This is a genomic window from Brevibacillus sp. MER 51, assembly GCF_023714195.1.
Classification (GTDB): Bacteria; Bacillota; Bacilli; order Brevibacillales; family Brevibacillaceae; genus Brevibacillus.
Genome location: NZ_JAMAUS010000003.1, coordinates 466,319 through 488,684, shown reverse-complemented (window position 1 = coordinate 488,684; position 22,366 = coordinate 466,319). Strand labels below are relative to the sequence as shown.

At 48.9% G+C, this 22,366-nt stretch carries 23 protein-coding genes and 1 pseudogene; 5 read left to right on the top strand and 19 right to left on the bottom strand.

What is annotated here, in order from left to right; genetic code table 11:
- Positions 1–3: 3 nt before the first annotated feature.
- From M3630_RS09550 to M3630_RS09495, 12 genes are all read right to left on the bottom strand, one after another.
- The gene (locus tag M3630_RS09550) at positions 4–864 is read right to left on the bottom strand and encodes an energy-coupling factor transporter ATPase (protein ID WP_251251920.1); all 861 of its coding nucleotides are present in this window, start codon (positions 862–864) and stop codon (positions 4–6) included.
- Positions 861–1,730: an energy-coupling factor transporter ATPase gene (locus tag M3630_RS09545; protein WP_251251919.1), complete on the bottom strand. Its 870-nt coding sequence runs from the start codon at positions 1,728–1,730 to the stop codon at positions 861–863. The genes M3630_RS09550 and M3630_RS09545 overlap by 4 nt, the downstream gene beginning before the upstream one ends.
- A 162-nt stretch (positions 1,731–1,892) precedes the next feature.
- Positions 1,893–3,191 carry a sigma-54 interaction domain-containing protein gene (locus tag M3630_RS09540; RefSeq protein WP_232773207.1) on the bottom strand — a complete coding sequence of 433 codons (1,299 nt, stop codon included), beginning with the start codon at positions 3,189–3,191 and terminating at the stop codon, positions 1,893–1,895.
- Entirely contained in the window at positions 3,188–3,430 is a 243-nt protein-coding gene (locus M3630_RS09535; RefSeq protein ID WP_251251918.1) for a hypothetical protein, read from the bottom strand. Before M3630_RS09535 ends, M3630_RS09540 begins: the two co-directional genes overlap by 4 nt.
- A 24-nt stretch (positions 3,431–3,454) precedes the next feature.
- On the bottom strand, positions 3,455–3,790 hold the full coding sequence (locus M3630_RS09530) for a DUF4406 domain-containing protein (protein WP_251251917.1): 336 nt from the start codon (positions 3,788–3,790) through the stop codon (positions 3,455–3,457).
- 121 nt (positions 3,791–3,911) lie between these two features.
- Positions 3,912–4,583: a GNAT family N-acetyltransferase gene (locus M3630_RS09525; protein WP_173609428.1), complete on the bottom strand. Its 672-nt coding sequence runs from the start codon at positions 4,581–4,583 to the stop codon at positions 3,912–3,914.
- Between the two features lie 41 nt (positions 4,584–4,624).
- Positions 4,625–5,296: a GNAT family N-acetyltransferase gene (locus M3630_RS09520; RefSeq protein WP_251251916.1), complete on the bottom strand. Its 672-nt coding sequence runs from the start codon at positions 5,294–5,296 to the stop codon at positions 4,625–4,627.
- A gap of 36 nt (positions 5,297–5,332) precedes the next feature.
- Entirely contained in the window at positions 5,333–6,190 is an 858-nt protein-coding gene (locus M3630_RS09515; protein ID WP_251251915.1) for a carbon-nitrogen hydrolase family protein, read from the bottom strand.
- A 128-nt stretch (positions 6,191–6,318) separates the two neighbouring features.
- Positions 6,319–7,578 (bottom strand): M20 family metallo-hydrolase, encoded by a 1,260-nt coding sequence (locus tag M3630_RS09510; RefSeq protein ID WP_251251914.1) that lies wholly within the window; start codon positions 7,576–7,578, stop codon positions 6,319–6,321.
- Positions 7,575–9,197, bottom strand: a complete 1,623-nt coding sequence (locus tag M3630_RS09505) for an amidohydrolase (RefSeq protein WP_251251913.1) — start codon at positions 9,195–9,197, stop codon at positions 7,575–7,577. The genes M3630_RS09510 and M3630_RS09505 overlap by 4 nt, the downstream gene beginning before the upstream one ends.
- A gap of 27 nt (positions 9,198–9,224) precedes the next feature.
- Entirely contained in the window at positions 9,225–10,715 is a 1,491-nt protein-coding gene (locus M3630_RS09500) for a sodium:solute symporter family protein (protein WP_251251912.1), read from the bottom strand.
- Positions 10,712–10,909, bottom strand: a complete 198-nt coding sequence (locus M3630_RS09495; RefSeq protein WP_026043050.1) for a DUF3311 domain-containing protein — start codon at positions 10,907–10,909, stop codon at positions 10,712–10,714. Before M3630_RS09495 ends, M3630_RS09500 begins: the two co-directional genes overlap by 4 nt.
- Before the next feature lie 153 nt (positions 10,910–11,062).
- Here M3630_RS09495 and M3630_RS09490 point away from each other — a divergent pair, with 153 nt between their 5' ends.
- Both M3630_RS09490 and M3630_RS09485 read left to right on the top strand, forming a co-directional pair.
- Positions 11,063–12,706 carry a PucR family transcriptional regulator gene (locus M3630_RS09490; RefSeq protein WP_251251911.1) on the top strand — a complete coding sequence of 548 codons (1,644 nt, stop codon included), beginning with the start codon at positions 11,063–11,065 and terminating at the stop codon, positions 12,704–12,706.
- A gap of 43 nt (positions 12,707–12,749) precedes the next feature.
- The gene (locus M3630_RS09485) at positions 12,750–12,935 is read left to right on the top strand and encodes a hypothetical protein (RefSeq protein ID WP_048032716.1); all 186 of its coding nucleotides are present in this window, start codon (positions 12,750–12,752) and stop codon (positions 12,933–12,935) included.
- Between the two features lie 65 nt (positions 12,936–13,000).
- Here M3630_RS09485 and M3630_RS09480 read toward each other — a convergent pair whose 3' ends face one another.
- From M3630_RS09480 to M3630_RS09460, 5 genes are all read right to left on the bottom strand, one after another.
- Entirely contained in the window at positions 13,001–14,614 is a 1,614-nt protein-coding gene (locus M3630_RS09480) for an ABC-F family ATP-binding cassette domain-containing protein (RefSeq protein WP_047069488.1), read from the bottom strand.
- A 351-nt stretch (positions 14,615–14,965) separates the two neighbouring features.
- Positions 14,966–16,087 (bottom strand): sulfate/molybdate ABC transporter ATP-binding protein, encoded by a 1,122-nt coding sequence (locus M3630_RS09475; RefSeq protein ID WP_221867072.1) that lies wholly within the window; start codon positions 16,085–16,087, stop codon positions 14,966–14,968.
- Entirely contained in the window at positions 16,084–16,950 is an 867-nt protein-coding gene (gene cysW / locus M3630_RS09470; RefSeq protein WP_173609436.1) for a sulfate ABC transporter permease subunit CysW, read from the bottom strand. Before cysW ends, M3630_RS09475 begins: the two co-directional genes overlap by 4 nt.
- Before the next feature lie 14 nt (positions 16,951–16,964).
- Positions 16,965–17,801, bottom strand: coding sequence for a sulfate ABC transporter permease subunit CysT (cysT, locus tag M3630_RS09465; RefSeq protein WP_221867073.1), 837 nt, complete (start codon positions 17,799–17,801; stop codon positions 16,965–16,967).
- Positions 17,802–17,831: 30 nt separating this feature from the next.
- Positions 17,832–18,824, bottom strand: a complete 993-nt coding sequence (locus tag M3630_RS09460; protein WP_483298459.1) for a sulfate ABC transporter substrate-binding protein — start codon at positions 18,822–18,824, stop codon at positions 17,832–17,834.
- Between the two features lie 330 nt (positions 18,825–19,154).
- Here M3630_RS09460 and M3630_RS31325 point away from each other — a divergent pair.
- Both M3630_RS31325 and M3630_RS09450 read left to right on the top strand, forming a co-directional pair.
- Positions 19,155–19,289, top strand: a pseudogene (locus M3630_RS31325) (IS1595 family transposase); the annotation flags it as partial.
- A gap of 94 nt (positions 19,290–19,383) precedes the next feature.
- Positions 19,384–19,836 (top strand): VOC family protein, encoded by a 453-nt coding sequence (locus M3630_RS09450; protein ID WP_251251909.1) that lies wholly within the window; start codon positions 19,384–19,386, stop codon positions 19,834–19,836.
- 148 nt (positions 19,837–19,984) lie between these two features.
- On the opposite strand, the gene M3630_RS09445 is transcribed toward M3630_RS09450, so the two are convergent.
- Positions 19,985–21,211: an NAD(P)/FAD-dependent oxidoreductase gene (locus tag M3630_RS09445; protein WP_251251908.1), complete on the bottom strand. Its 1,227-nt coding sequence runs from the start codon at positions 21,209–21,211 to the stop codon at positions 19,985–19,987.
- Between the two features lie 158 nt (positions 21,212–21,369).
- On the opposite strand from M3630_RS09445, the gene M3630_RS09440 reads away from it, so the two are divergent.
- A complete protein-coding gene (locus tag M3630_RS09440) occupies positions 21,370–21,663 on the top strand; it encodes a DUF3846 domain-containing protein (RefSeq protein ID WP_251251963.1) in 294 nt (97 codons plus the stop codon).
- A 91-nt stretch (positions 21,664–21,754) separates the two neighbouring features.
- Here M3630_RS09440 and dut read toward each other — a convergent pair whose 3' ends face one another.
- Complete coding sequence (gene dut, locus M3630_RS09435) at positions 21,755–22,291, bottom strand: dUTP diphosphatase (protein ID WP_173609442.1); 537 nt, start codon at positions 22,289–22,291, stop codon at positions 21,755–21,757.
- Between the last annotated feature and the right edge of the window lie 75 nt (positions 22,292–22,366).

Below are 22,366 nucleotides of genomic sequence, written 5' to 3'. Positions count from 1 at the left end.
TCCTTAGCGATTCAACAGTTTCAAAATTTCCATCGCTGTCTCTTCGGGTAAAAAAGCGCTAGGATCGATGCTGAAGCCCTGCTCACGGAGCCTGTATAAAATATCGACTGATTCCGGTGTGCCGATGTGATGCTGTCGCAGCAATTCCTGATTGCTAAAAATTTGTCGTGGTGTCCCTTCACAAACTGATTGGCCGTTTGCCATAACGTAGACACGATCTGCAAGCTTGGCGACCTCTTCCATATTGTGTGAGACGAAAATAACCGTTAGCTTTTCTTCCCGATTGAGACTGCGGATGCGTTCCAATAGCTCAAGACGAGAGCGCGGGTCCAGCCCGGCAGTTGGCTCGTCAAGCACGAGAACCTTGGGTTGCAAGGAAAGGACACCAGCTAATGCTACCTTGCGCTTCTGCCCTCCACTTAGGGCAAAAGTCGGACGATCTTTCATCTCCTGAAACGAGAGGCCGACCAAGTCCATCGCCCACTGAACGCGTCGCCGCACTTCCTCTAAAGGCAGCCCCATCCGAAAAGGGCCATAGGCTACATCATCACCGACCAGTTTTTCGAACAGTTGATCCTCCGGATTTTGAAAAACGAGTCCTACTTGTCTGCGCAATGTACGAATATCGATTTTGGGTGAAGATACGTCCATTCCATTGATGATGACCGTACCGGACTGCGGCCGAATCAGACCGTTAAAATGCTGGATTAACGTCGATTTTCCCGATCCGGTATGACCGATAATGGCCAAGCATTCGCCCTCTGCCACCTGGATGCTTACCTGATCGAGAGCCCGATGTTCGAGAGGTGTTCCCTGCATATAGATATGAGAAAGATTTTCTACGTTTACGATCGGTTGCGTCATGAACCACTCGCCTCCGCTTGTCTGACGTATAGACGATTAACCTCCGCAACAACTTCCTCATTGTGGATGAGATCAGGTGTAAATTCGCTATATTCGGAGTGGACGAGATGAGCGATTCGGCTCGCGTCTGGAACATCCAGATGGAGTTCGCGAAGTCTTTCCTGATGGGAAAATACTTCTCGTGGAGTCCCCTCCAATACGATCTTGCCGCCCTCCATCACGATGACGCGATCTGCTTCTGCTACCTCTGACATGTGATGGGTCACTGTGACAATAGTCATTCCTTCGCGATGCAGCTTGCGAACGACTGCCAAAATATCCTGTCTACCGTAGCTGTCCAGCATACTCGTCGCTTCGTCCATGACAAGGACTTGGGGCTTCATCGCCAATATACCCGCAATAGCGATCCGCTGCTTTTGTCCGCCAGACAAATGATGAGGCGGGCGATGGCGAAATGCACTCATTCCTACTGCCTCTAAGGCAAAATCCACTCGTGTTTTCATCTCTTCCGCCGATGTCCCGATGTTCTCCAATCCGAAAGCCACATCGTCCTCTACAATCGTCGCGACAATCTGATTGTCCGGATGCTGAAAAACCATCCCGACACGGCTCCTCACTTCATGGATGCGCTGTTTTTCACGCGTGTTGATGCCGTTAACGATGACGTCGCCTTCCTTTGGAGTCAAAATTCCATTGAGATGCTTAGACAGCGTTGACTTACCGGACCCATTATGACCGATGATGGCGACATACTCTCCTGGAAACACTTCTAGGGAGACATTTTGCAGGACAGGAATTTGTTGATCTTGGTTAACCTGATAGGCAAACGAGACATTTTCTACACGAATAATCGGTTGTGGTGTCATGCTCTCCCCTCGCCTCTTCGTAAAAGTCGTTATGTTGTGATCCCCATAAATAAGCAACTACCATGCCAAACGAATATGTTTTTAATTTTCTGTTAATTACGCAATTAACGGTGCTTACTCTGTTGCAAACATGCATCGCTGATGTTGCACTTGCATCAATTTCTACGACCTTTCGTAGCGCTTCATTTTTCTCCACAGGGTGGATCGATCCATTCCCAAAATTTTCGCCGCCTCCCCCTTGTTTCCCTTTGTCTCCGCCAACACCTTTCGGATGACTTCTGCTTCTCCCTCTTCTTGGTCTCGGTAAGATTGTCGCTGATACAGCTTCTTGGCAAAAAAAGCTGTGTCCTTCTTGCCAAGCGCGTCGTCCTTGCAAAGCAAGACCATTCTTTCCACCACGTTGCGCAACTCTCGTACATTGCCTGGCCAGTCATATTGTTTGAAAACGTGAAAAACGGCCTCTTCTACTTTCAAATGCCTTTTATTTTCCCGTTCCTTGATTTCTTCCATAATCGACGCCACCAATAGCGGAATATCTTCAATTCGCTCTCGCAAAGCAGGTAACTCAAGCGTCAACACGTTCAATCGGAAGTACAAGTCTGATCGAAACTGGTTTTCTTCTACCAGCCGTTCCAAATCCCGATTCGTTGCCGCGATGATTCTCACATCGACCGGGACGATGCGCTCCCCGCTGATTCTGCGTACTTTTTTCTCTTGCAAGATACGCAAGAGCAATGCTTGGATCGGGATTGACAACTCACCGATTTCATCGAGAAACAGAGTGCCTCCGTGGGCCAATTCAAACAGCCCGGGCTTTCCGCCTTTTCGTGCGCCTGTAAAAGCTCCTTCCTCGTATCCAAACAACTCGCTCTCCAATAAATTTCCAGGGAGAGCCGCACAGTTAACCGGGATGAACGGACCGGTTGCGCGCTGGCTGCTCAAATGAATCCCTTGGGCAAACAGCTCCTTGCCAGTCCCAGTCTCCCCCTGTATGAGAACTGTCGCATCTGTCCTTGCAAATGTTTCCGCCCATTCCTTCGCTTCCCGGATCGCAAAAGACTCTCCCACGATATCCTCCAGGCGGAATTTGGCTTCCAAGCCGCTCTCCATGCTCTGCTTGCGAATGCGCATCTCCATTTTTTGAATGTCGGTGATCTCTTTAAAAGTAGACACCGCACCCACGATTTCACCCTCCACGACAATCGGCAAACGGTTGATGATAATTTGTCGATTCAGAATCGTCGCAATGTCCCCAATCTCTTTTTTTCCTGTTGCCAAAATCCTTAACATATCTGAATTGGGGATATAACGGGTAATTTTTTGTCCAACGATATTGCTTGGCAGACCGAGTATTTCCATCGCGTTTTTATTGACCCCGATAATCATGGAATCCCGATCTACCGCGATAATCCCGTCGTGAGAAGCGTCCAGAATCGCCTGCATGTGGATGTCGTGAATCATTTGCCTGGCTCTCCTTCCTCGGCTTGCTCAAGTATAACGGCTACTTCTGGTGCTGGCCTTCTTGCCCGACGCTTTTTTCGTTTCTTTTTCCGTAAAACGAAAATGGACAGGAGCATCAGCGCGAGGATGGCCAACTCGATCGGTTGTGCCAGCTTGGCAGAAGTCCAGCCGCTCATGCCCAGCAAGTGAAAGATGACGGCTATGTAAAGGAAGATCGATGCTAGATTTTGAGCTTTCACCTGTTTCACCTCTGTTGTTTCTGGTTAGAGAAAGAATGCGGCAATCACTTTATCGTTGATCCCACTCTTGGAGTAATAATGAACGGGCTTTCCTTGTTCTTTCGCATACGCAATTTCTTGTCTTGTACTGTTCCCGATATAGCCCTCTACATCGATGACAAATATCTCGTCGGACAAGTCGATTTTTCGAAAGTGAATGTCTGTGAGTAAAACTGCTTGCTCCTGTGATATTGAAAAGCCCTCACTCTGCTCGAAAAAGGCAACACTCATTACGATATTTCCTTGGAGAGTCAAATACGTATTCGCCTGCTCAAATTCCTTTTTGAATTTGGTAGACCCACATAGGGTGATGATTTTCATTTTATGTCCCTCTCCAAGTGGTCTGTTTTTTTTCGTAATAATCTGACTAGCCTACTACGAAAAACTCCCATGGAGCCGTGAACATAGCTCCACAGGAGAGTTGGTTCTTGTTGTCTTTCGATTAGATGGGGAGCAGTTCCACCGTTTCTTTGCTCTCCAAGTCTTTCACCATATCGAGCCATGCCTGTGGCTTTTGTGGAAGCACAGCGTAATAACGCTTCAAGAACGTGACGATCAGTTCGGCTTCGAGCGTCGTTTGCTCTTCGTTTGTCGGCATGAAACCCAGATCGAGTCCGGATACCGCTTCGCCGTCATTTTGCCAGGATGGATGTACGTAGGTAAAGTTCGTACGTTTGTAGCCCAGATGAGAGAGCACTTCACGGCGTACAAATGGGTCCATGGGCTTAATTCCGCCAAAGCTGTGTTCTTCCACACGGTACGGGTCGTAGATTTCGGCAAACATCCCGTACAGCTCCTTGCCGTTTTCAGCAGCCAGCGCGAGCAGGTCCTTTTGACGCTCTCTAGCGAGGAATCGTCCTACTCCGAGTCCTTCGCGACCAATGATCGTAAAATCTGTCATGGCTACGTTCATGTCCGTGTAATAACGGTATTCGGTAGCGCCCACAACTTCTCCTTCGTGTACAGCTACAAATACACGAATGCCCGGATCTTCCAGTGGTTCTTTCCACAGATCGTACGCCAATACTTCCTCAGGCGGAAAAACCTCTTGCATCAAACGGTGCATCTTCGCAAACAGCGGATTGTCAATATGTTGAATACGTACGAATTCCATCAGTCGAATCCCCTCTCGATCGATTATGTCGGATAAACGCCCTACAGATGCTGCTGAAATGGATTTTTCCATTCCATGAGTGTCGCGTAGTTGCGAGATTCCTCATCTTTCAAATAATTCGCTACGACCTGAACAGGCGTACGACCACAGCGCATGAGAAATGTAATCACCGTGTCTCTTACTTCCCCTGTCAGAACACGCTCTAAATACTGCTCAGGCGACCATTGGTCTGCATAACGACCATATCCTGGCATGCGACCTCCGCCGAGCAATCTGCGCAGTTTCTTTTGTACCACCAGCTCATACATCGCTTGCATCATCTGTTGGCCCAATCCCAGCTTGCGGAAGCTCGGGCGGATGCAAATATCTACGATATACAGCGTGTCCCCTTGCGGATCATGATTACGGATATAACCGCTATCCGTGACATCCTCCCACTTATGCTCGGGTTGAGCGGGATCAAACTTCACGAGCAACCCTGTCATCGAACCTGCCAAAACGCCGTCCACTTCTACACAAATGGCACCTTCCGGGAACAGCGTAATATGGTTCGTCAGCTGCTCCTGATTCCACCATAGCTCAGACGGGAATGGCGGAGGAAAGCTCTCCGCCTGTATTTGGATCAATTCGAAGAAGTCTGCCCGATTGTAGTTGCGTATGACGGCTCTGCGTGGCTTGTTCCCTTCAAATACATACAGCTCTTTTCTGTACATATTCATCCTCCTGCTGTCCTGCTCACGATGGGTTGCTTACTTCCAGTCTGTATACAAATCGGTGCGGCGGTCGCGCCAGGTTGTGACAGAACCTTTTTCCCGCACGTCGTATAGCAATTGAATATCCAAATCAGCGGTTACCATCATGTCGTGATTGATTTCCCCTTCAGCAAGAATGCCTCGCGGAGGGAACGGCACATCGTTTGGTGTCAAGATCGCCGCTTGTCCAAAGTTCGCTCGCATGAAATCAACTGTCGGCAGCGAGCCTACTGTTCCAGTCAGCACCACATACACTTGATTTTCAATCGTCCGGGCATGACTGGTATAACGTACGCGGTGGAACGCATGGCGATCATCCGTGCAAGACGGGCAGAAAATGACGTCTGCACCCCGTGCTTTGGCGATGCGCACCCACTCAGGGAACTCGATGTCGTAGCAAATAATCATCGCGACCTTCCCTTTATCGGTCTCAAAGATTTGCAGCGAGTCGCCAGCCCCCATGTTCCAGCCTTTTACTTCCCATGGCGTGATATGGATTTTTTTCTGCTGGCCTACACGTCCATCCGGGTAGAACAGAAAAGCCGTATTGTAAAGCTTGCCGTTTTCTTCGATGATGTGCGTTCCACCAATCAGATGCATCTCATATTTGGCAGCGAGGGAACGAAACAGCTCGACATAACGGTCCGTGAACGATGGCAATGCCGTAATCGGCAGCGCATGGCCCTGTTCGTCTCCGATTGACATGAGTTGAGTCGTAAACAGCTCCGGGAAAAGGAGAAATTCTGTGTCGTACTCTTGCGCGTTTTTCACGTAGTGCTCAACTTGATTGGCGAAGTCTTCAAAGCTATGTATGGTATGCAGATGGTACTGCACAGCGGAAACACGCATTTTCATGTCATTCTTCCTTCCTCAGACGTGATAAGAACCTCTAAGAATAAAATATATCAAAAACAGTCTGTAAAGTCTCGTCATAGACTGTATGAAAAAAGTCGCCTATCCGCTTAGACGGGCGACTCTCTCTTTTATTGGTTGGTGCTCATCCGCAATACGGTTTTGTAAAGCAGCTCTGTTCCCAGCGCCAAGTCTTCATAGGCTGCGTATTCTTTTGGATTATGACTGATACCGTCCTTGCAGCGGACAAAAATCATCCCGTAATCACAGACGTAGGAGAGCGCCAAAGCGTCATGGAAAGGACCACTCATCAGTTCGCGCACAGAGGCACCGAGCTTGCTGCTCTCCTCATGCATGATTGCCTTTATCCAGTCGGCACAGTAACGCGGGTCACTATTCGTATCTTCCGTAATGGTATATTGCAATCCGCCTTCTACGGCGGCTAGCTCAATCGCCTCGCGCAACGCTTGTTCGCGCTCATCGCGTCGCTGCAAATCAATGTCGCGCAAATCAATCGAAAAACGCACCCGCTCGGGAATGATGTTACGCGAATCCGGGAAAACCTCCAAATGACCGACTGTACCAACTGTCGGCGCTTGTGGATCGAGCTTTGCCAACTCGTTTACTGCCAAAATTACTTTTGCCGCTCCGACCAGTGCATCCTTTCTCATCGGCATCGGTACGGAACCAGCATGCCCGGCAAAGCCAGTCAGCTCGACCGTCCACCACAAAGGCCCCGATATCGCCGACACGATTCCAATCGCTTCTTTGGCATCATCGAGAATTGGCCCCTGCTCAATATGCAGCTCGAGATAAGCACCAATGCTACCTTTTGGATAAATAGACGCTTCCAGGCGATCAGGATCGCAGCCAAAATCAACCAGTGCCTGCCTGCGTGTAATCCCGTTTTTGTCCGTCCGCTCCAAGTCTGTCGGGTCCAGCATGCCGAGAATGCCTTTGGAGCCAAACAGTCCTTTTTGAAACCGGCACCCTTCCTCGTCACAAAACGCAACGACTTCAATAGGTTGTGTGGGCATGATTCCTTGTTCATTCAACGTCTGGACGACCTCCAGTCCCCCCAATACGCCGATCACACCATCGTACTGCCCACCGTATGGCTGCGAATCGATATGAGAGCCAATCATCAGAATCGGGGCTTGCTCATCCTTCCCCATCATCCGGCCAATCAAATTGCCGAAGTCATCGATCCGGGTCTGAAGACCGGCTTCTTCCATCCAGCTACGCACCAGCTCTACGCCTGCCCGGTCTTCAGCGGACAAAGCGAGTCGACATACACCCGTCTCACCTATTTTCCCGATTTGCGCCAATTGCTCGATTCGTTTTTGCAGGCGTTCTTCATTGATCGCAAGCTTTCTCGCTTTTACGTTCATGCTAGTAGAACCTCCTCATCTTGGCGATGATAGACGAACTCTCCATCTATCATCGTTTTGTCTACGCGCAGCTCTTTGATGCGATCTGCCCGCGTTGCCAAAATATCGCCGTCCAGCACCACGAGATCCGCCAGCTTCCCGACTTCAATACTCCCTTTGATCCCCTCCTCAAAGCTGGCGTACGCTCCGTTCCAAGTAAACATGCGAATCGCCTCCATGATGCTGACCCTTTGATTGATCCCCACATCCTGACCTGTTTTACTCAACCGATTAACAGCAGCATGAATCCCGATCAGCGGGTTGAAATCAGTCACGGGACTATCCGATGCGCCTGCCGCAATGATCCCCGCGTCTACCTGATCCCTCGCCGGAAACATATGTCCGACACGCTCTCCGATATTTTTCACATACGAATCGCCGTAATCATAGATAAAAGCAGGATTCGGAATGGGTACGACACCTAGCCGAGCCATTCTCGCCAACAGATCAGGCGCAGATACACCCGCATGTTCAATCCGATGTCGGTGGTTCTCGCGCGGATGTGCTTCTAATGCCGTTTCAAAGCATGTCAGCAGCATGTCAATCGCTCGATCTCCCTGGGCATGAGCGGTAATTTGAAAACCTTTTGCATGTGCCTCTCCCAAAATGGTATTCAACTCGTCCTGTTCATAGTAGAGAATTCCGTAATCATCTGGTCGGCTGGTGAACGATTCACGCATGGCCATCGTGGGCGCAATGCTTGCCCCATCGGTAAAAACCTTCGCAGGTCCGATACGGAAGCGAGCATTCCCCGTACCCGTTACCATTCCGGCATCGATCATCCTGCGGACAAAATCATCCGATTGATTCAGCGCACAAACCATTGCGTAGATGCGAACTTTTACGTCACCTTTCTGTACCGCTTTTTGCATTGCCCGATAGTTCTCTGGACCGTATCCTCCCGCATCATGGACACTCGTAATGCCCGCAGCAACAAAGTCTTTCGAAGCCAATCGCAGACCTTCGATATACTCGGCTTCTGTAAAAGCAGCTTTTTCAAACATGTTCATATGTGCCGTTTCGATGAGGAATCCGGTTAGCTCACCATCTGCATCACGCTGAATACGTCCACCTTGTGGATCGGCTGTGTCTCTGTCGTAACCTGCAATGGCAAGCGCTCTGCTGTTTACGACAGAGTGATGAGCGCACGTCCTCATGACAAAAACGGGATGCGCTGTCGTCACTTCATCCAGCTCGGCGAGTGTCGGATGGCGTTGCTCTTGCATGAGATTTTCATCGAAACCACATGCCCTCACCCATTCCCCTCTGGGTGTTTTTTCCGCTTGTTCTTTCAGTGCAATGAGCAGATCATCAATTGACCTGATCCCTCTCGCTTTGCAATCAACCCCCAGCTTGTTCGTACCGTATATCGTAATATGCAGGTGGGCATCGATGAAGCCGGGCAATAGACTTTTCCCTTGCAAATCAATGACGTTTGTATGTGATTGAATCAACTGCTTCACATCTTCATTAGACCCGACAGCAAGAATGCGATTCCCTCTAACTGCCACGGCCGCCGCCACCCGATTCTCTTGATCTACCGTGATCACCTGTCCGTTGATAAAAACAGTATCTGCCATATAACTGCCCCCTTTAAAGGATTAGTATTAAAGAGTTGGTGTCCCTTCTGTGTTTGCAGCATGACGATTCAGTGCAAAAAGATTCCTCGTCACAAACGTCACAGTAAACATCACGACAAGATTGACTAGCAATGCCACGACACCAATGTTCAAGTCTTTGACAACGGCTGGCCAATTCGGGAACAGGGTCGCAATCGTCACTTGGAAAATAGTCACATACGCAACGGTTGACACCCCACATAAAATTCCGGCAAACGCTCCGTATTTATTCACCCACGGCTTGGCAGGAAGACTAAAAAGCAAGGCTGGAAACAACTGTGTGACCAAGCTGTAGCCCATTAATAGCAACGTAACGAGCGTATCTCCCCCACTCAGTGCAAAATACAGCGAGATCAACGAGATGACAGGCACCAACCATTTGGCAATCCGGGCGATTTGTACGTCAGATGTGTGCGGAGCCATAACTTTGTACACATTTTTCGCCAAAAGCGTCGCCCCTGTCATCAATAGCATCGAGCCTGGTACGAGTGCCGTTAGTAAGCCTGCTGCTCCAATGATCCCGACTACCCACGGATCGAATGTTTGCAACGACAGACGAAGCAAGGACAAATCACCGTCCGCCCCTTTTAAACCGGGGACTTGCAGGATCGCCGTAAAGCCGACAAAAAACACAAACAAAAGCATCAAGGTATAGAGCGGCAGCATGATCGTATTTTTGCGGAACACATTCGCATTTTTCGCAGAGAACACAGAGCCGAACGTATGCGGCCACATGTAAAAGCCGAACACCGTTACCAGCACCGTCGAAATGTACCAGGAAATGCTTAAACCCTCCTCAGGGAACGTCAAGAAACCAGGATTGGAGGCTTGTACGGCTTCAAACATTGGCTGGATGCCCCCGTAGTAATGAAACGGAAGATAAAGCCCGAGGAAAACGACGACAAAGAAAATCATGATGTCCTTGATCGCCGCCGTCCAAGCCGAACCGTGAATTCCTGAGATCATGACGTAAATGGTCACAACAATGACCCCGATCCATATCGCAGCAGCAGGCGAAATCGAGCCATAGGATGCTTCCGATACGATGATCCCCAGCCCTTTGAATTGGAGGACGAGATACGGAATAATCGCAATGACTCCGACTGCTGCGACCAAAATGCCGAGTATCGGACTCTTGTACTTGCTTACAAAAAAATCGGATTGGGAGACGAGCCTGTGCTCTTTGGCATACTGCCAAATCGGCGGCAAGAGCCAGTAGGAAATGACATAGGCGAGGGAAATATAAGAGAGAACGTAGTAAGAAGGTGCCCCTTTGGAGTACGCCCAACCACTGCCCCCCAAGAAGGTGAATGTCGTATAAATTTCGCCTGCTACCAGCAAGAAAATAAAGATCGAACCGAATCCTCTGCCGCCAACGGTCCATTGTTCCATATTCATGTCTTTCCCTTGTTGCGCACGAATACCGGAATAGAAGGACAGCAATAAAAAGGCAAAAATAATGATCAAGGCGATATTCATTGGCCGTCCTCCTTCGTAGCAGGATCGATTTTGTTGAGGAATGCCATGATAACGGAAGTTAAGACTACCCAGAGAACAATCCAAAACAGGACAAACGGCATGCCTAATACGTAAGGCTCAACCCGATTCACAAACGGAATTCCTCCCAGCATCCCAATGAATGGCAGTACCCCTAGCCAATCTCTCGCTTTCATACGACTCCCCCCAGTTTGCTCGATTTGTCCCATTGCCTGTACACATCCTGGACATGTACATTAGTATTATCTAAAAATTCAAATAGTTCCTTTGTTCACATGGCCAGAAAACGGAACGGGGTTTTGTGCGAGTAGCCAAAAGATGAAGAAGGCATGGTGAGCGTAATGATTACTGTCCGTGAGCTCATACAAGTTGGTGGCTTTGATGAATCGTCAGTGCTTGCAGGCGCGGACTCTTTAGAAAATGAGCTGTTGAATGTTACTTCCTTTGATTCTCCCGATGGCCATAGGTGGTTGCGATCTGGTGAATTCGTTCTGACGACAGGCTTTCCATTCCTCTCTCAGCAAAAACCATGTACAAAACGACTGATAACACTCATCGATGAGCTAGTCGCCATCGGTACACCTGGGCTCGCCATCAAATTAGGTCGATACATCGAGAATCTTCCTGAAGCCGTTCTCTCCCACGCTACGAAAAAAGCATTTCCCATCCTGTCCTTTCCGATGGAAAAAGCTTGGTCAGATGTTATCGTGCCAGTCGTTCAGTACATCAATGACAAACAGCGCATCGAGTTGGACAGAACCCATGCCATTTATGAACGGTTCCATCACTTTTTGACGGGAGGAGCTCCGATTTCTACATTGACAGATTTACTGTCCGATATCCTTGCTGCTCCTGTCTCCATCCATGTCCCCCAGCATAAATGGAAATGGGATTCCTCGTTTGGTTCGATCCCACGCGATGATTCATTGGACAAGCGGTACGGTCAACGCGCCCCGATCCGACTAACACAAGAGCCGCTTAGCAAACAAAAAGAGGGAATCCATGTCCGGTGGCTTCTCCACGACCAAATCGTGCAGGGAACCATCATCATTGGACAGCGGGAGCGTGATCTATACGCGTGGGAAAAAGTCGCCATCGAGCAAAGTGCTGCCCTCTTGTCCCTTGAAATGCAGCGACAACGAGCCATCCAGGAAACATTCCAACGTTTTCGCAATGATTTTTTGCAACAACTCGTCAGTGGGCAGATCGTCTCACACGAAATGCTCATGCGAAAGGCGGATGAAGTCGGCTGGGAGTTGTCCGATCACTATGTCGCTATGCTCCTAAGCACCTCCCCTCATGACAAAACCGGCATGGAACTTTGGCAAGAAAATCATCATCTTCTGAACGCGTTTCACAGCTATTTTTCTTCCAATGGAGCGATTCTGTATGGATTGGATCAGGAAAATCGTGTCCTCTTGCTCGTGCCGAAATCTAACCATTCACCCACTGAATCGCTCTCGCAATGGCTGCAAGAACAGTGCTTACAGACGTTCACCAAGCAATTGGATCAGCCCGTCTTTGCAGGAATTGGGCGATATCATCCTGAACGGGAAGGCATCGTTCGCAGTTATCGGGAAGCAGTAGTCAGCTTGCAAACCGCATTACATTCGGCAAGCCCAGCCAACGCCGCTTCTTTTCGCGTCAAAAGCTACCACGACTTGGGACTTGAGCGAATCATGTACGCAGTCGATCCTGCGACAGAAGCCCAAGCCTTTTCAGAAGAATGTCTCGGTAAAATCCAAAGCTATGATCGAGAAAAAAACGGACAGCTACTACAAACCTTGCAAGTGTTTTTGCAAGCGGATGGTAATTACGCCGAAGCCGCGCGTCGTTTGTATGTCCATAAAAATACAATCAAATACCGCATTCAGCTCATCCGCGAGTGGACCGGATTGAATGCGGAAAACGGGCACGATCAAATGCTGCTTCGCATCGCCATAACTGCACATGTCATTGGGCATCGTCATTAAACTTGGTATAATGAATGGGAAAATCAGGTAGGAGGAACAGCAGATGAACGAGTGGTTGAATAAACCCGTGAAGACGATACAAAGACCAAAGAAACGCGGCACGGTAGAATATATCGATGACCAGTATATCGTGGTGTTCTTTACTTCCCCACGAAAAGAGCGTGTTATTTTCTCGAGCAAGGAAGCGTTTCTTAACAAAATCGAGTTCGTGGAAGACCCCGTCACATGAGAAAAAGCCCATGACTTCTGCACGATTTGTGCGAAGCCAAGGGCTTTTTATATGTCGTAGGCAGCTTACGCGTAATGCTCGTCACGCAGGCGTTTGATTTCATCGCTCTCCAGGTATTCGTCATACGTCATCATTTTATCAATGACCCCCTTCGGCGTGAACTCAATGATCCGGTTCGCAATCGTTTGGACGAACTGGTGGTCATGAGATACGAACAGGAGTGTACCGTCGAACTCAATCAAGCCGTTGTTCAATGCAGTAATGGATTCCAAATCCAAGTGGTTCGTCGGTTCGTCCATGATCAATACATTGGCGCTCGCCAGCATCATCTTGGACAGCATGCAACGAACCTTTTCTCCCCCGGACAGTACGTTTGCCTTTTTCAGCGCTTCATCTCCAGAGAACAGCATGCGACCAAGGAATCCACGAATGAATGTTTCGTCTTGATCTTTGGAGTATTGGCGCAGCCAGTCAACCAGACTCAAGTCAGAGTTAAAGTACTCCGCATTGTCTTTTGGGAAGTACGCTTGGGAAGTCGTAACGCCCCATTCGAAAGAACCGCTATCAGGCTGAACTTCGCCCATCAAAATTTGGAAGAAGGTTGTTTTCGCCAGCTCATTCGGTCCGACAAACGCAACTTTGTCCCCTTTGTTGATGGTGAGGTGAAGGTTTTCAAACAGTTTTTCGCCTTCAATCGTCTTGCTCAAGCCTTCAATCGCTACGAGGTTTTTACCCGCTTCACGCTCTGGCTTGAAGTTGATGAACGGATACTTACGGCTGGAAGGACGAATGTCTTCCAACGTAATTTTCTCCAACAGCTTTTTACGCGAGGTCGCCTGCTTTGACTTGGAAGCATTCGCAGAGAAACGCGCAATAAACTCTTGCAGTTCCTTCATTTTTTCTTCTTTCTTCTTATTCTGATCACGAACCATTTTCAGCGCCAATTGGCTGGATTCGTACCAGAAGTCGTAGTTACCTACGTACATTTGGATTTTGCCAAAGTCAATATCCGCAATGTGCGTACATACCTTGTTCAGGAAGTGACGGTCATGGGATACAACGATGACGGTGTTCTCATAATCCGCCAGGAAGTTTTCCAACCAACGAATTGACTCGATGTCCAAGTGGTTCGTCGGCTCATCCAAGAGCAGGATGTGCGGATTACCGAACAGCGCTTGCGCCAACAGAACGCGTACCTTCTCCGTTCCAGAGAGGTCCTTCATCTGCTTGTCGTGCAGGTCTGTCGGGATACCGAGGCCGATCAGCAAGCTAGCTGCATCTGCTTCGGCCATCCAGCCGTTCAGCTCTTCGAATTCTCCCTCAAGCTGAGACGCGCGATTGCCGTCTTCCTCGGAGAAATCTTCTTTCATGTAAAGAGCGGTCTTCTCTTCCATGATCTCGAACAGGCGCTTGTGGCCCATAATAACCGTTTTTAACACTTCGTACTCGTCGAATTCAAAGTGGTTCTGCTTTAATACAGCGATACGCTCGCCCGGTGTCACCGAAACGTGACCGCTCGTCGGCTCGATCTCTCCGGAGAGGATCTTCACGAAGGTAGACTTCCCTGCACCGTTCGCACCGATGAGGCCGTAACAGTTACCTGGGGTAAACTTAATGGATACATCTTCAAACAGTGCGCGCTTGCCGTAGCGCAGCGTCACGTTCTGAGTGCTTATCATCGTCGCAATACCTGCCTTTTTTGAATCGTTCAAACACTTATCTTACCAGAGATGACCTCATTTTGCAAAAGATAAACGATTTGGCTGCACAGCAAAAAATACTTGATTCATGAAATGGACTTTGGCAGGGAAAACTACCATGGCAATCCAGCGGGAAGGAGGCTTACGATATGTCCAAGCAAAATGGTGTAAAAAATGAGATGGGAAAGAAAGAAAACCCTTCGCAAACACGGTCTTCCAACACACTTAGCAAAGAACAGACACGCTCCAAGCAACGCGGCGAGTAGCGAGTGCCTCCAATCAAAAACCGGCCTGCGGCATATGCAGACCGGTTTATTTGCCATGCTTGGATCAAACACTGGCCTGCAGCGGAACGAGGGCAGGGCGTTGTGTCTGTACAGGCTGGGAATCTACATAGATCGATACATTGTGCAACGTCACGTATACAATGCTCCCCTCTTCTACGTTCAACTCCATAAAGCGCTGCCTGCTCATCTCTGCCTCAAATACTTCCTCCGTGTCCAATCGCTTCAGGTCAAGGCGAACGATCGGCCCCAAGAGAGAAATATGGTTGATCTCAGCCTGAACAGATCTGGCAGACTTCCCCTCTGGCGCGCGCAATGAAATCTCTACATCATGTGGCCGCATGTATCCGACAGCGGGAGCCTCCACCGCCTTATCCTTCCAATCCGTCTCGAACTCTGCTTCTCCGAGCTTGATTTTGCCATTTTGGATTCGTCCGTGAAACAGATTGACCCGTCCGAGAAAGCTGTACACGAATGGATTCGCCGGATAATGATAAATTTCTTCGGGCGAACCGACCTGCTCCACTCGCCCTTCATTCATCACAACAACCTGATCCGCCAATTCCATCGCTTCCTCCTGATCGTGTGTGACGAATAGAATCGTTAACCCGAGCTTCCCGTGCAGATGACGGAGCCAGCGACGCAGCTCCTGTCTCACTTTCGTATCCAAAGCGCCAAACGGTTCATCCAGCAGCAAAAATTTTGGTTCCACTGCCAACGCCCTCGCCAATGCAACACGCTGGCGCTGCCCACCGGATAGCTGTGAGGGATAGCGATGTGCAAGACCTTCTAGCTGAACGAGTTTTAACAGCGAATGAACCTTTTCACTGATTTCCTCCTTGCTCGGTCGTGTTTTGCGGGAGCGCACGGACAATCCAAACGCGATGTTGTCAAAGATGTTCATATGCCGAAACAAGGCGTAATGCTGAAAAACAAACCCTACCTGCCGCTCGCGCACGTCACGGTTCGTATTATCCTCTCCGTGAAAGAGAATGCTCCCCTCCTGCGGTTGCTCCAGTCCAGCGATGAGACGCAAAAGAGTCGTCTTTCCCGATCCGGAAGGCCCGAGAAGCGCTACGAGTTCGCCTTCCGGGATGTGCAGATTTACATTTTTCAGTGCCGTAAAGCTTTTATATGACTTCGTAATGTTCACTACCTCAATACTCATCCGGCTCTCTCTCCTGTCACGTCGTAGTGTTGTTCCTCATCCAGCTTTGCCTGCCGCTCGGTTTTCCACTCGATCAAGCTTTTCAGAATAAGTGTCACTAAAGCTAAGGCAGCAAGCAAGGTGGCTACCGCAAAGGCAGCAGCGAATTGATATTCGTTGTAGAGAATCTCCACATGCAACGGGAGCGTATTGGTCATGCCGCGGATATGACCAGAAACGACGGATACTGCCCCGAATTCACCCATGGCGCGGGCATTACACAAAATGACCCCGTACAGGAGCCCCCATTTTACGTTTGGCAGCGTGACACGTAAAAATGTTTTCCAGCCGCTCGCCCCGAGCGAAACTGCTGCTTCCTCCTCGTCTCTTCCCTGTGCTTCCATGACCGGAATCAGTTCACGAGCAACGAACGGGAACGTAACAAAGGTCGTCGCGAGCACGATACCTGGAACCGCGAAAATGATTTTGAAATCCCAAGCCTCAAGCAAGGGCGCCGCCACACCTTGACTCCCAAACAAGAGGACAAAGATAAGGCCCGCAATGACGGGAGATACGGCAAATGGCAAGTCTATCAACGTAAGCAACACATTTTTTCCCGGGAACGAAAATTTGGCGATTGCCCATGCAGCAGCGATCCCGAACGTCACATTCAGCGGTACGCTAATAGCTGCGACTAGCAAGGTGAGCTTGACTGCAGATAACGTTTCCTCCTCCGTAATAGATGCTACGAACACCTCCGCCCCTTGCCGAAACGCTTCCGTAAAAACAGCTACCAGCGGCAGGATCAAAAACAAGCCGAGAAAGAGCAAGGCCACGATAATCAGTGTCCATCGGATATAGGCTGGCTCCGTTAAATGCTTCATACGCGTCATACCTCCTAACGAGCCGCATCGAATTTATTGATTTTCCATTGCAAGTAGTTGATGATCAAAAGCATGACGAAGGAAATCACAAGCATGATAGTTGCAATTGCCGTAGCGCCTGCATAATCAAACTGCTCCAGCTTGGTCATAATCAAGAGGGGTACAATCTCTGTTTTTAACGGCATGTTCCCGGAGATGAACACGACGGAGCCATACTCTCCCAGTGCTCTGGCAAAGGCGAGCGCAAAACCCGTAATGATCGCCGGTAACAGATGCGGCAAAACCACCCGCCAAAATGTATTCCATCGAGTAGCACCCAACGTAGCCGCCGCTTCCTCCATTTGCAAATCCCAATCCTGCAAAACAGGCTGAACGGTTCTGACGACAAAAGGAAGACCGATAAATGTTAGTGCCACCCATATACCAATCGGGGTGTACGCTACCTTGATCCCCCACTCCGCCAGGTACTGCCCGATCCAGCCATTTTCAGCGTAAATAGAAGTCAGGGCAATCCCGCCTACAGCGGTAGGTAAAGCAAATGGCAGATCAACAATGCCGTCTATGATCCGCTTCCCCATAAACTGATAGCGAACCAACACCCATGCCACCAAAACCCCGAACACTGCATTAAGACAAGCCGCAAAAAAAGAAGTCATAATACTCACACGAATGGAGGCAAGGACCCTCGTATCCATAATCGTCCCTATGAATTGCTCCCAACTCATCGTTGAGGCTTTTAAAAACAAGACAGACAGAGGGATCAGCACCAGAAGACTCAGGTAGATGATTGTATAGCCCATGGTCATGCCAAAGCCTGGCAGAAACCCTCTGTTGTGGAGTGATTTTCTCATGAAGGTAACTCCTCTGAGGAAAGTGTAGGTCTATGGTTTATAAAGTTGATCGAAGACGCCTTGATCTGCAAAATGAGTCTTTTGTGCTTTCGTCCAGCCACCAAACAACTCATCAATGGTAAACAGTTGAATGTCAGGGAATGCGGGTTTATGTGCCTTGAGTACTTCCTGCGAACGAGGGCGATAGTAATGCTTGGCTGCGAGCTCTTGGCCTTTTTTGGTATACAGGAACTGGAGGTATGCTTCTGCTACTTCTTTTGTCTTGTGTTTGTCAGCGTATTTGTCAACGAGGGTGACAGGCGGTTCAGCCAAAATGCTCACGGACGGATTTACAATCTCAAACTTGTCTTTGCCAAGCTCATTGACCGCGAGATACGCTTCGTTTTCCCATGCAATCAGCACATCCCCAATGCCACGCTCGACAAACGTAGTAGTCGAACCACGTGCCCCAGAATCGAGAACGGGGACATTTTTAAACAATTGTGCTACGAATTCTTGTGCCTTCCCTTCATCTCCCCCATTTGTCTTCAAGGCGTAACCCCAGGCAGCCAAGTAATTCCATCTGGCTCCCCCAGACGTTTTCGGGTTCGGAGTGATTACGGAGATTCCAGGCTTGATCAAATCATCCCAATCTTTGATTTGCTTGGGATTGCCTTTGCGCACGAGAAACACAATCGTGGAAGTATAAGGCGAGCTGTTGTCTGAGAGCTTCTTTTGCCAATCAGCCGGAATCAGATCGCGTTCGGCAATCGCGTCAATATCATAGGCAAGGGCGAGGGTAACTACATCTGCTTCCAATCCATCAATGACGGAGCGGGATTGCTTGCCTGAACCACCATGTGATTGCTTGATCGTCACTGTTTGACCTGTCTTTTGTTGCCACTCTGAGGCAAACTCCTTGTTGATATCTTGGTAAAACTCCCGCGTAGGATCGTAGGAAACATTGAGCAGCTCTACCGTAGAATTGCTGCTCCCCGCTCCACTACCAGTTTCTGCTGGTGCAGCAGCCGAGCAGCCAGCCATTGCAGCCGCCATAGCAACGATACCTACGCGTTGCAGGATCGTCTGGACCTTGCCTTTCGTGGTTTTCATACAGCTCACCTTCACTCCTCTTTTAATCTATAGTAATTTACTCGGAATACTCTGTTATTGAAATTATACCTGCCTTTTCATTCCTGTCAACGATATTTCCATCTACCCTATGCTAGGCAGGTAGGCCACGTTCAAATGTTATTCGCCTATCCAGCAAATTTGGGCCCGCCCGTTCTGATTTTTTCAAAAGGCTATGTTAAGCATTGTTGTTGATAGTGGATAGAAACGAATTATCTTTCTGTAATGAGGGTGAGCAGCAACGTGTACCATATCCAAAACGCAAACAGCTACCACAGCCGCTTAAAAAATGGATATTGCAACATTATTTGGCTTGGTTTCGGTACTTAGACAGCAAGGAATATGAGAATACAGCATCGAATAAGAAAAATATGTTGGTGATATCATGTCTGTTTTCTGAGACCGACACGAATGACAAACTTCGGCTTTCTGCTCAGATGTTAAAAATTTGTTCACATAAGGAGATAAAACTATGGCAAAAAACAAATTGTTAAGAATGGACAATGTTGGCATCGTTGTAGAATCCCTTGATGAATCAATCTCTTTCTTCGAGGAGATCGGCTTGAAGCTCGAAGGGCGAGCTACTGTCGAAGGTGAATGGGCTGGTCGTGTAACCGGGCTGGGTTCACAGTGTGTAGAGATTGCTATGATGGTTACCCCAGATGGCCACAGCCGACTTGAACTTTCTCAATTTCTCACCCCACCTACCATATCAGATCACCGAGCTGCTCCAGTAAATGCCCTCGGTTATCTACGCGTCATGTTCGCTGTTGAAGACATTGACGAAATGGTATCCAGACTCACCAAGCATGGTGCTCAGCTCGTTGGCGAAGTGGTTCAGTACGAGGACTCCTATCGGCTCTGCTACATTCGTGGAAAAGATGGACTTCTAATTGGATTGGCGGAACAACTCGGCAATAAATAAGTGACGTTTAAATTAACTGAAAATACGATAGCAAAATAAGCCGCCTCTTCAACGAGGCGGCTTTCTGATCGGAAAAATCAACATCAGGATTTAACATAGCCTTTCCAAAAACAAGCCTTCCCGTTTAAAATGGGAAAGCTTGTTTCGATCAGACTGTGGCACTGGCATATTTCCCCCGGTCAAAAGCAAAGAGATCTGCGTCCGCATGACTTCCTTTTGTAATCAGATCACTGATGATTTGCGCGCCGATCGTGGAATAAACGGTTCCGTTCCCTCCGTAACCTAGCGTGAACAAGCAGTGCGGATAGCCCTCCTGCTCCCCAAACAGCGGGAGTCCGTCATGTGTTCCAACAAAAGTCGCTCCCCAATAATATTCGGCTCGCATCGGAATCTGTGGAAATAACTCTTGAATCTTTGCCAGCAATTGATCCCGCTTCTTGAGACTGGAGGCCTCTCTCTTTTGCAAGTCTCTCAACGGCTCATCAAGTCCTCCGACAATGATTCTCCCTTCCAAACAAGTACGGATATACAAATAGGGACGAGCTGTTTCCCAGATTAAACAGGCATGCGGCCAACCCGTAAGCGCTTCGACTTGATTGGTCACGATGGAAAACGAGCTGGAAATCACAGCGTTGGCATTGCGTTTCATGTTTTGTGCTTCGTAGCCAGTAGCAAACACGGCACGCCTGCACTTGATTGTGTGCCCACTTTTTGTATAGACCAAAAGTCCTTCATCCTGCACTTTTTGATGAACGACTTCCGTGTTTTCATATACGCGCATCCCTTTTTTCACAGAGTGGGCGATCACACCGTTGGCAAATTTGTACGGATTGAGCTCTGCATCTCCCTTGGACAAAATAGCCCCTGCCTTCGAAAAGGAGAATCGCTGCTCTATATCTGAACGCTCCAAATACGTGACTGGAAAGCCGTACTTCTTCAATAACTGGTACTCTGTCCGCAAGCTCTTTGCATGAGCTGGTTCACTGGCATAATACAAGCTGTCACGCCTTATGTAATCGGGAGATTGGTTTAGCTGCCCTGAGATTTTTTCCAATTCATCAACAGCCTGTCGTGTTAGTTCGTAAAAACGCACTCCTTTTTTCTCACCGAACGAATGGATGCAGGCTGTCAACGTTTTATCGTTGCATATTTGCAGCAAACCGGTATTAGCGCTGCTGCTGCCCCCACTCACCCGCCGTTTATCCACGAGGATGACATCCATATCATGCTGTTTCAAATAATAGGAAACGAGTGCTCCTGCTTCACCGCCACCAATGATCAGAACATCACACTTCACGTCCTCGGTCAGCGCGGGATATAGGGGTGGCGCTGGCAATGTTTCTGGCCAATACAGTTTTCCGGTCACGAATATCATCAGCATGTCCCCTCAAGCTGAAAGTATCAATACAGTCGTTTCTTCAATTCTCAACCATAGGATAACCAACACACCAGCAGGCATCCGCTCCCCTATCGCCCAATTCATTGCTTATACGGTATGATGGGTGTCAGAAGGAGTGATTGCGCTTGACTACGGTGTACATAAAACTTCCGCATGAAAATGCAGTTGTCCGAGAAATCGCTGGGACGGATGAATTGCAGGAGCTGGTGGGTGGTGACTATGAGGTAGTCGAAGATGACCATCTGGAGGGAGTCTCCCTCGTCGTGAATGAAGATGCTCGCGGAGTGGAAGCGAACAATTTCCCCATCACGTCCGATGGTTTTTTAGACTGGGTCTATGGACCTTGCGTATTCGTCAAAGCGGATGGTCGTTCGCTGACGGCTGACGACCTTTCGAGAATTGACCAGTTTTTATCCGCCAAAGGATGAGGACTTGATTAAAACAATGACCCCTGACGCATCAGCTCAAGTCCATTGACACGGCTGATGATCAGGGGTCTTGTATTTTTACTCGATAGAATTAGCTCTTGATACCACTGCTTCCGAAGCCGCCCGCTCCTCTTTCAGTCTCATCCAGCTCATCCACTACTTCGAACTGCGCAACTGGAACGATTGCAATCACACCCTGTGCGATCCGGTCCCCTTTTTTGATCAAGTAGCTATGTGCATCGACTTCTTGTTCAACGGTTACTTCGTTTTCGCCCGCGCCCAGACATACCTTGCCACTTTTTCCGGATGCGATCCGAATGTTATCGATCAGGACGCATACTTCACCGCGATAGCCTGCATCAACAGTCCCTGGTGCATTGGACAACCGCAGCTTTGTTTTTGCACTGATCCCGGAACGAGGGCGCACTTGCAATTCAAATCCTTCTGGAAGCGCGAAAGCCAAGCCTGTTGGAACTTTTGCAGATTGTCCTGGGGCAATCAATGTATCCTCTACCGCGACCAGATCAAAGCCCGCGTCCATTGCTCTCGCGTACGCTGGGATCACGGCGTCTTGGTGGAGCTTTTTAATTTTCACCTGTGTGACCAGGCGCTCATTAGTCATGTTCATGTAATAGTCTCTCCTCTATAGCCTGTCGGCTGAATACCATTCATAGTGTACAGGATGCATCCACTTCCAGCAAGA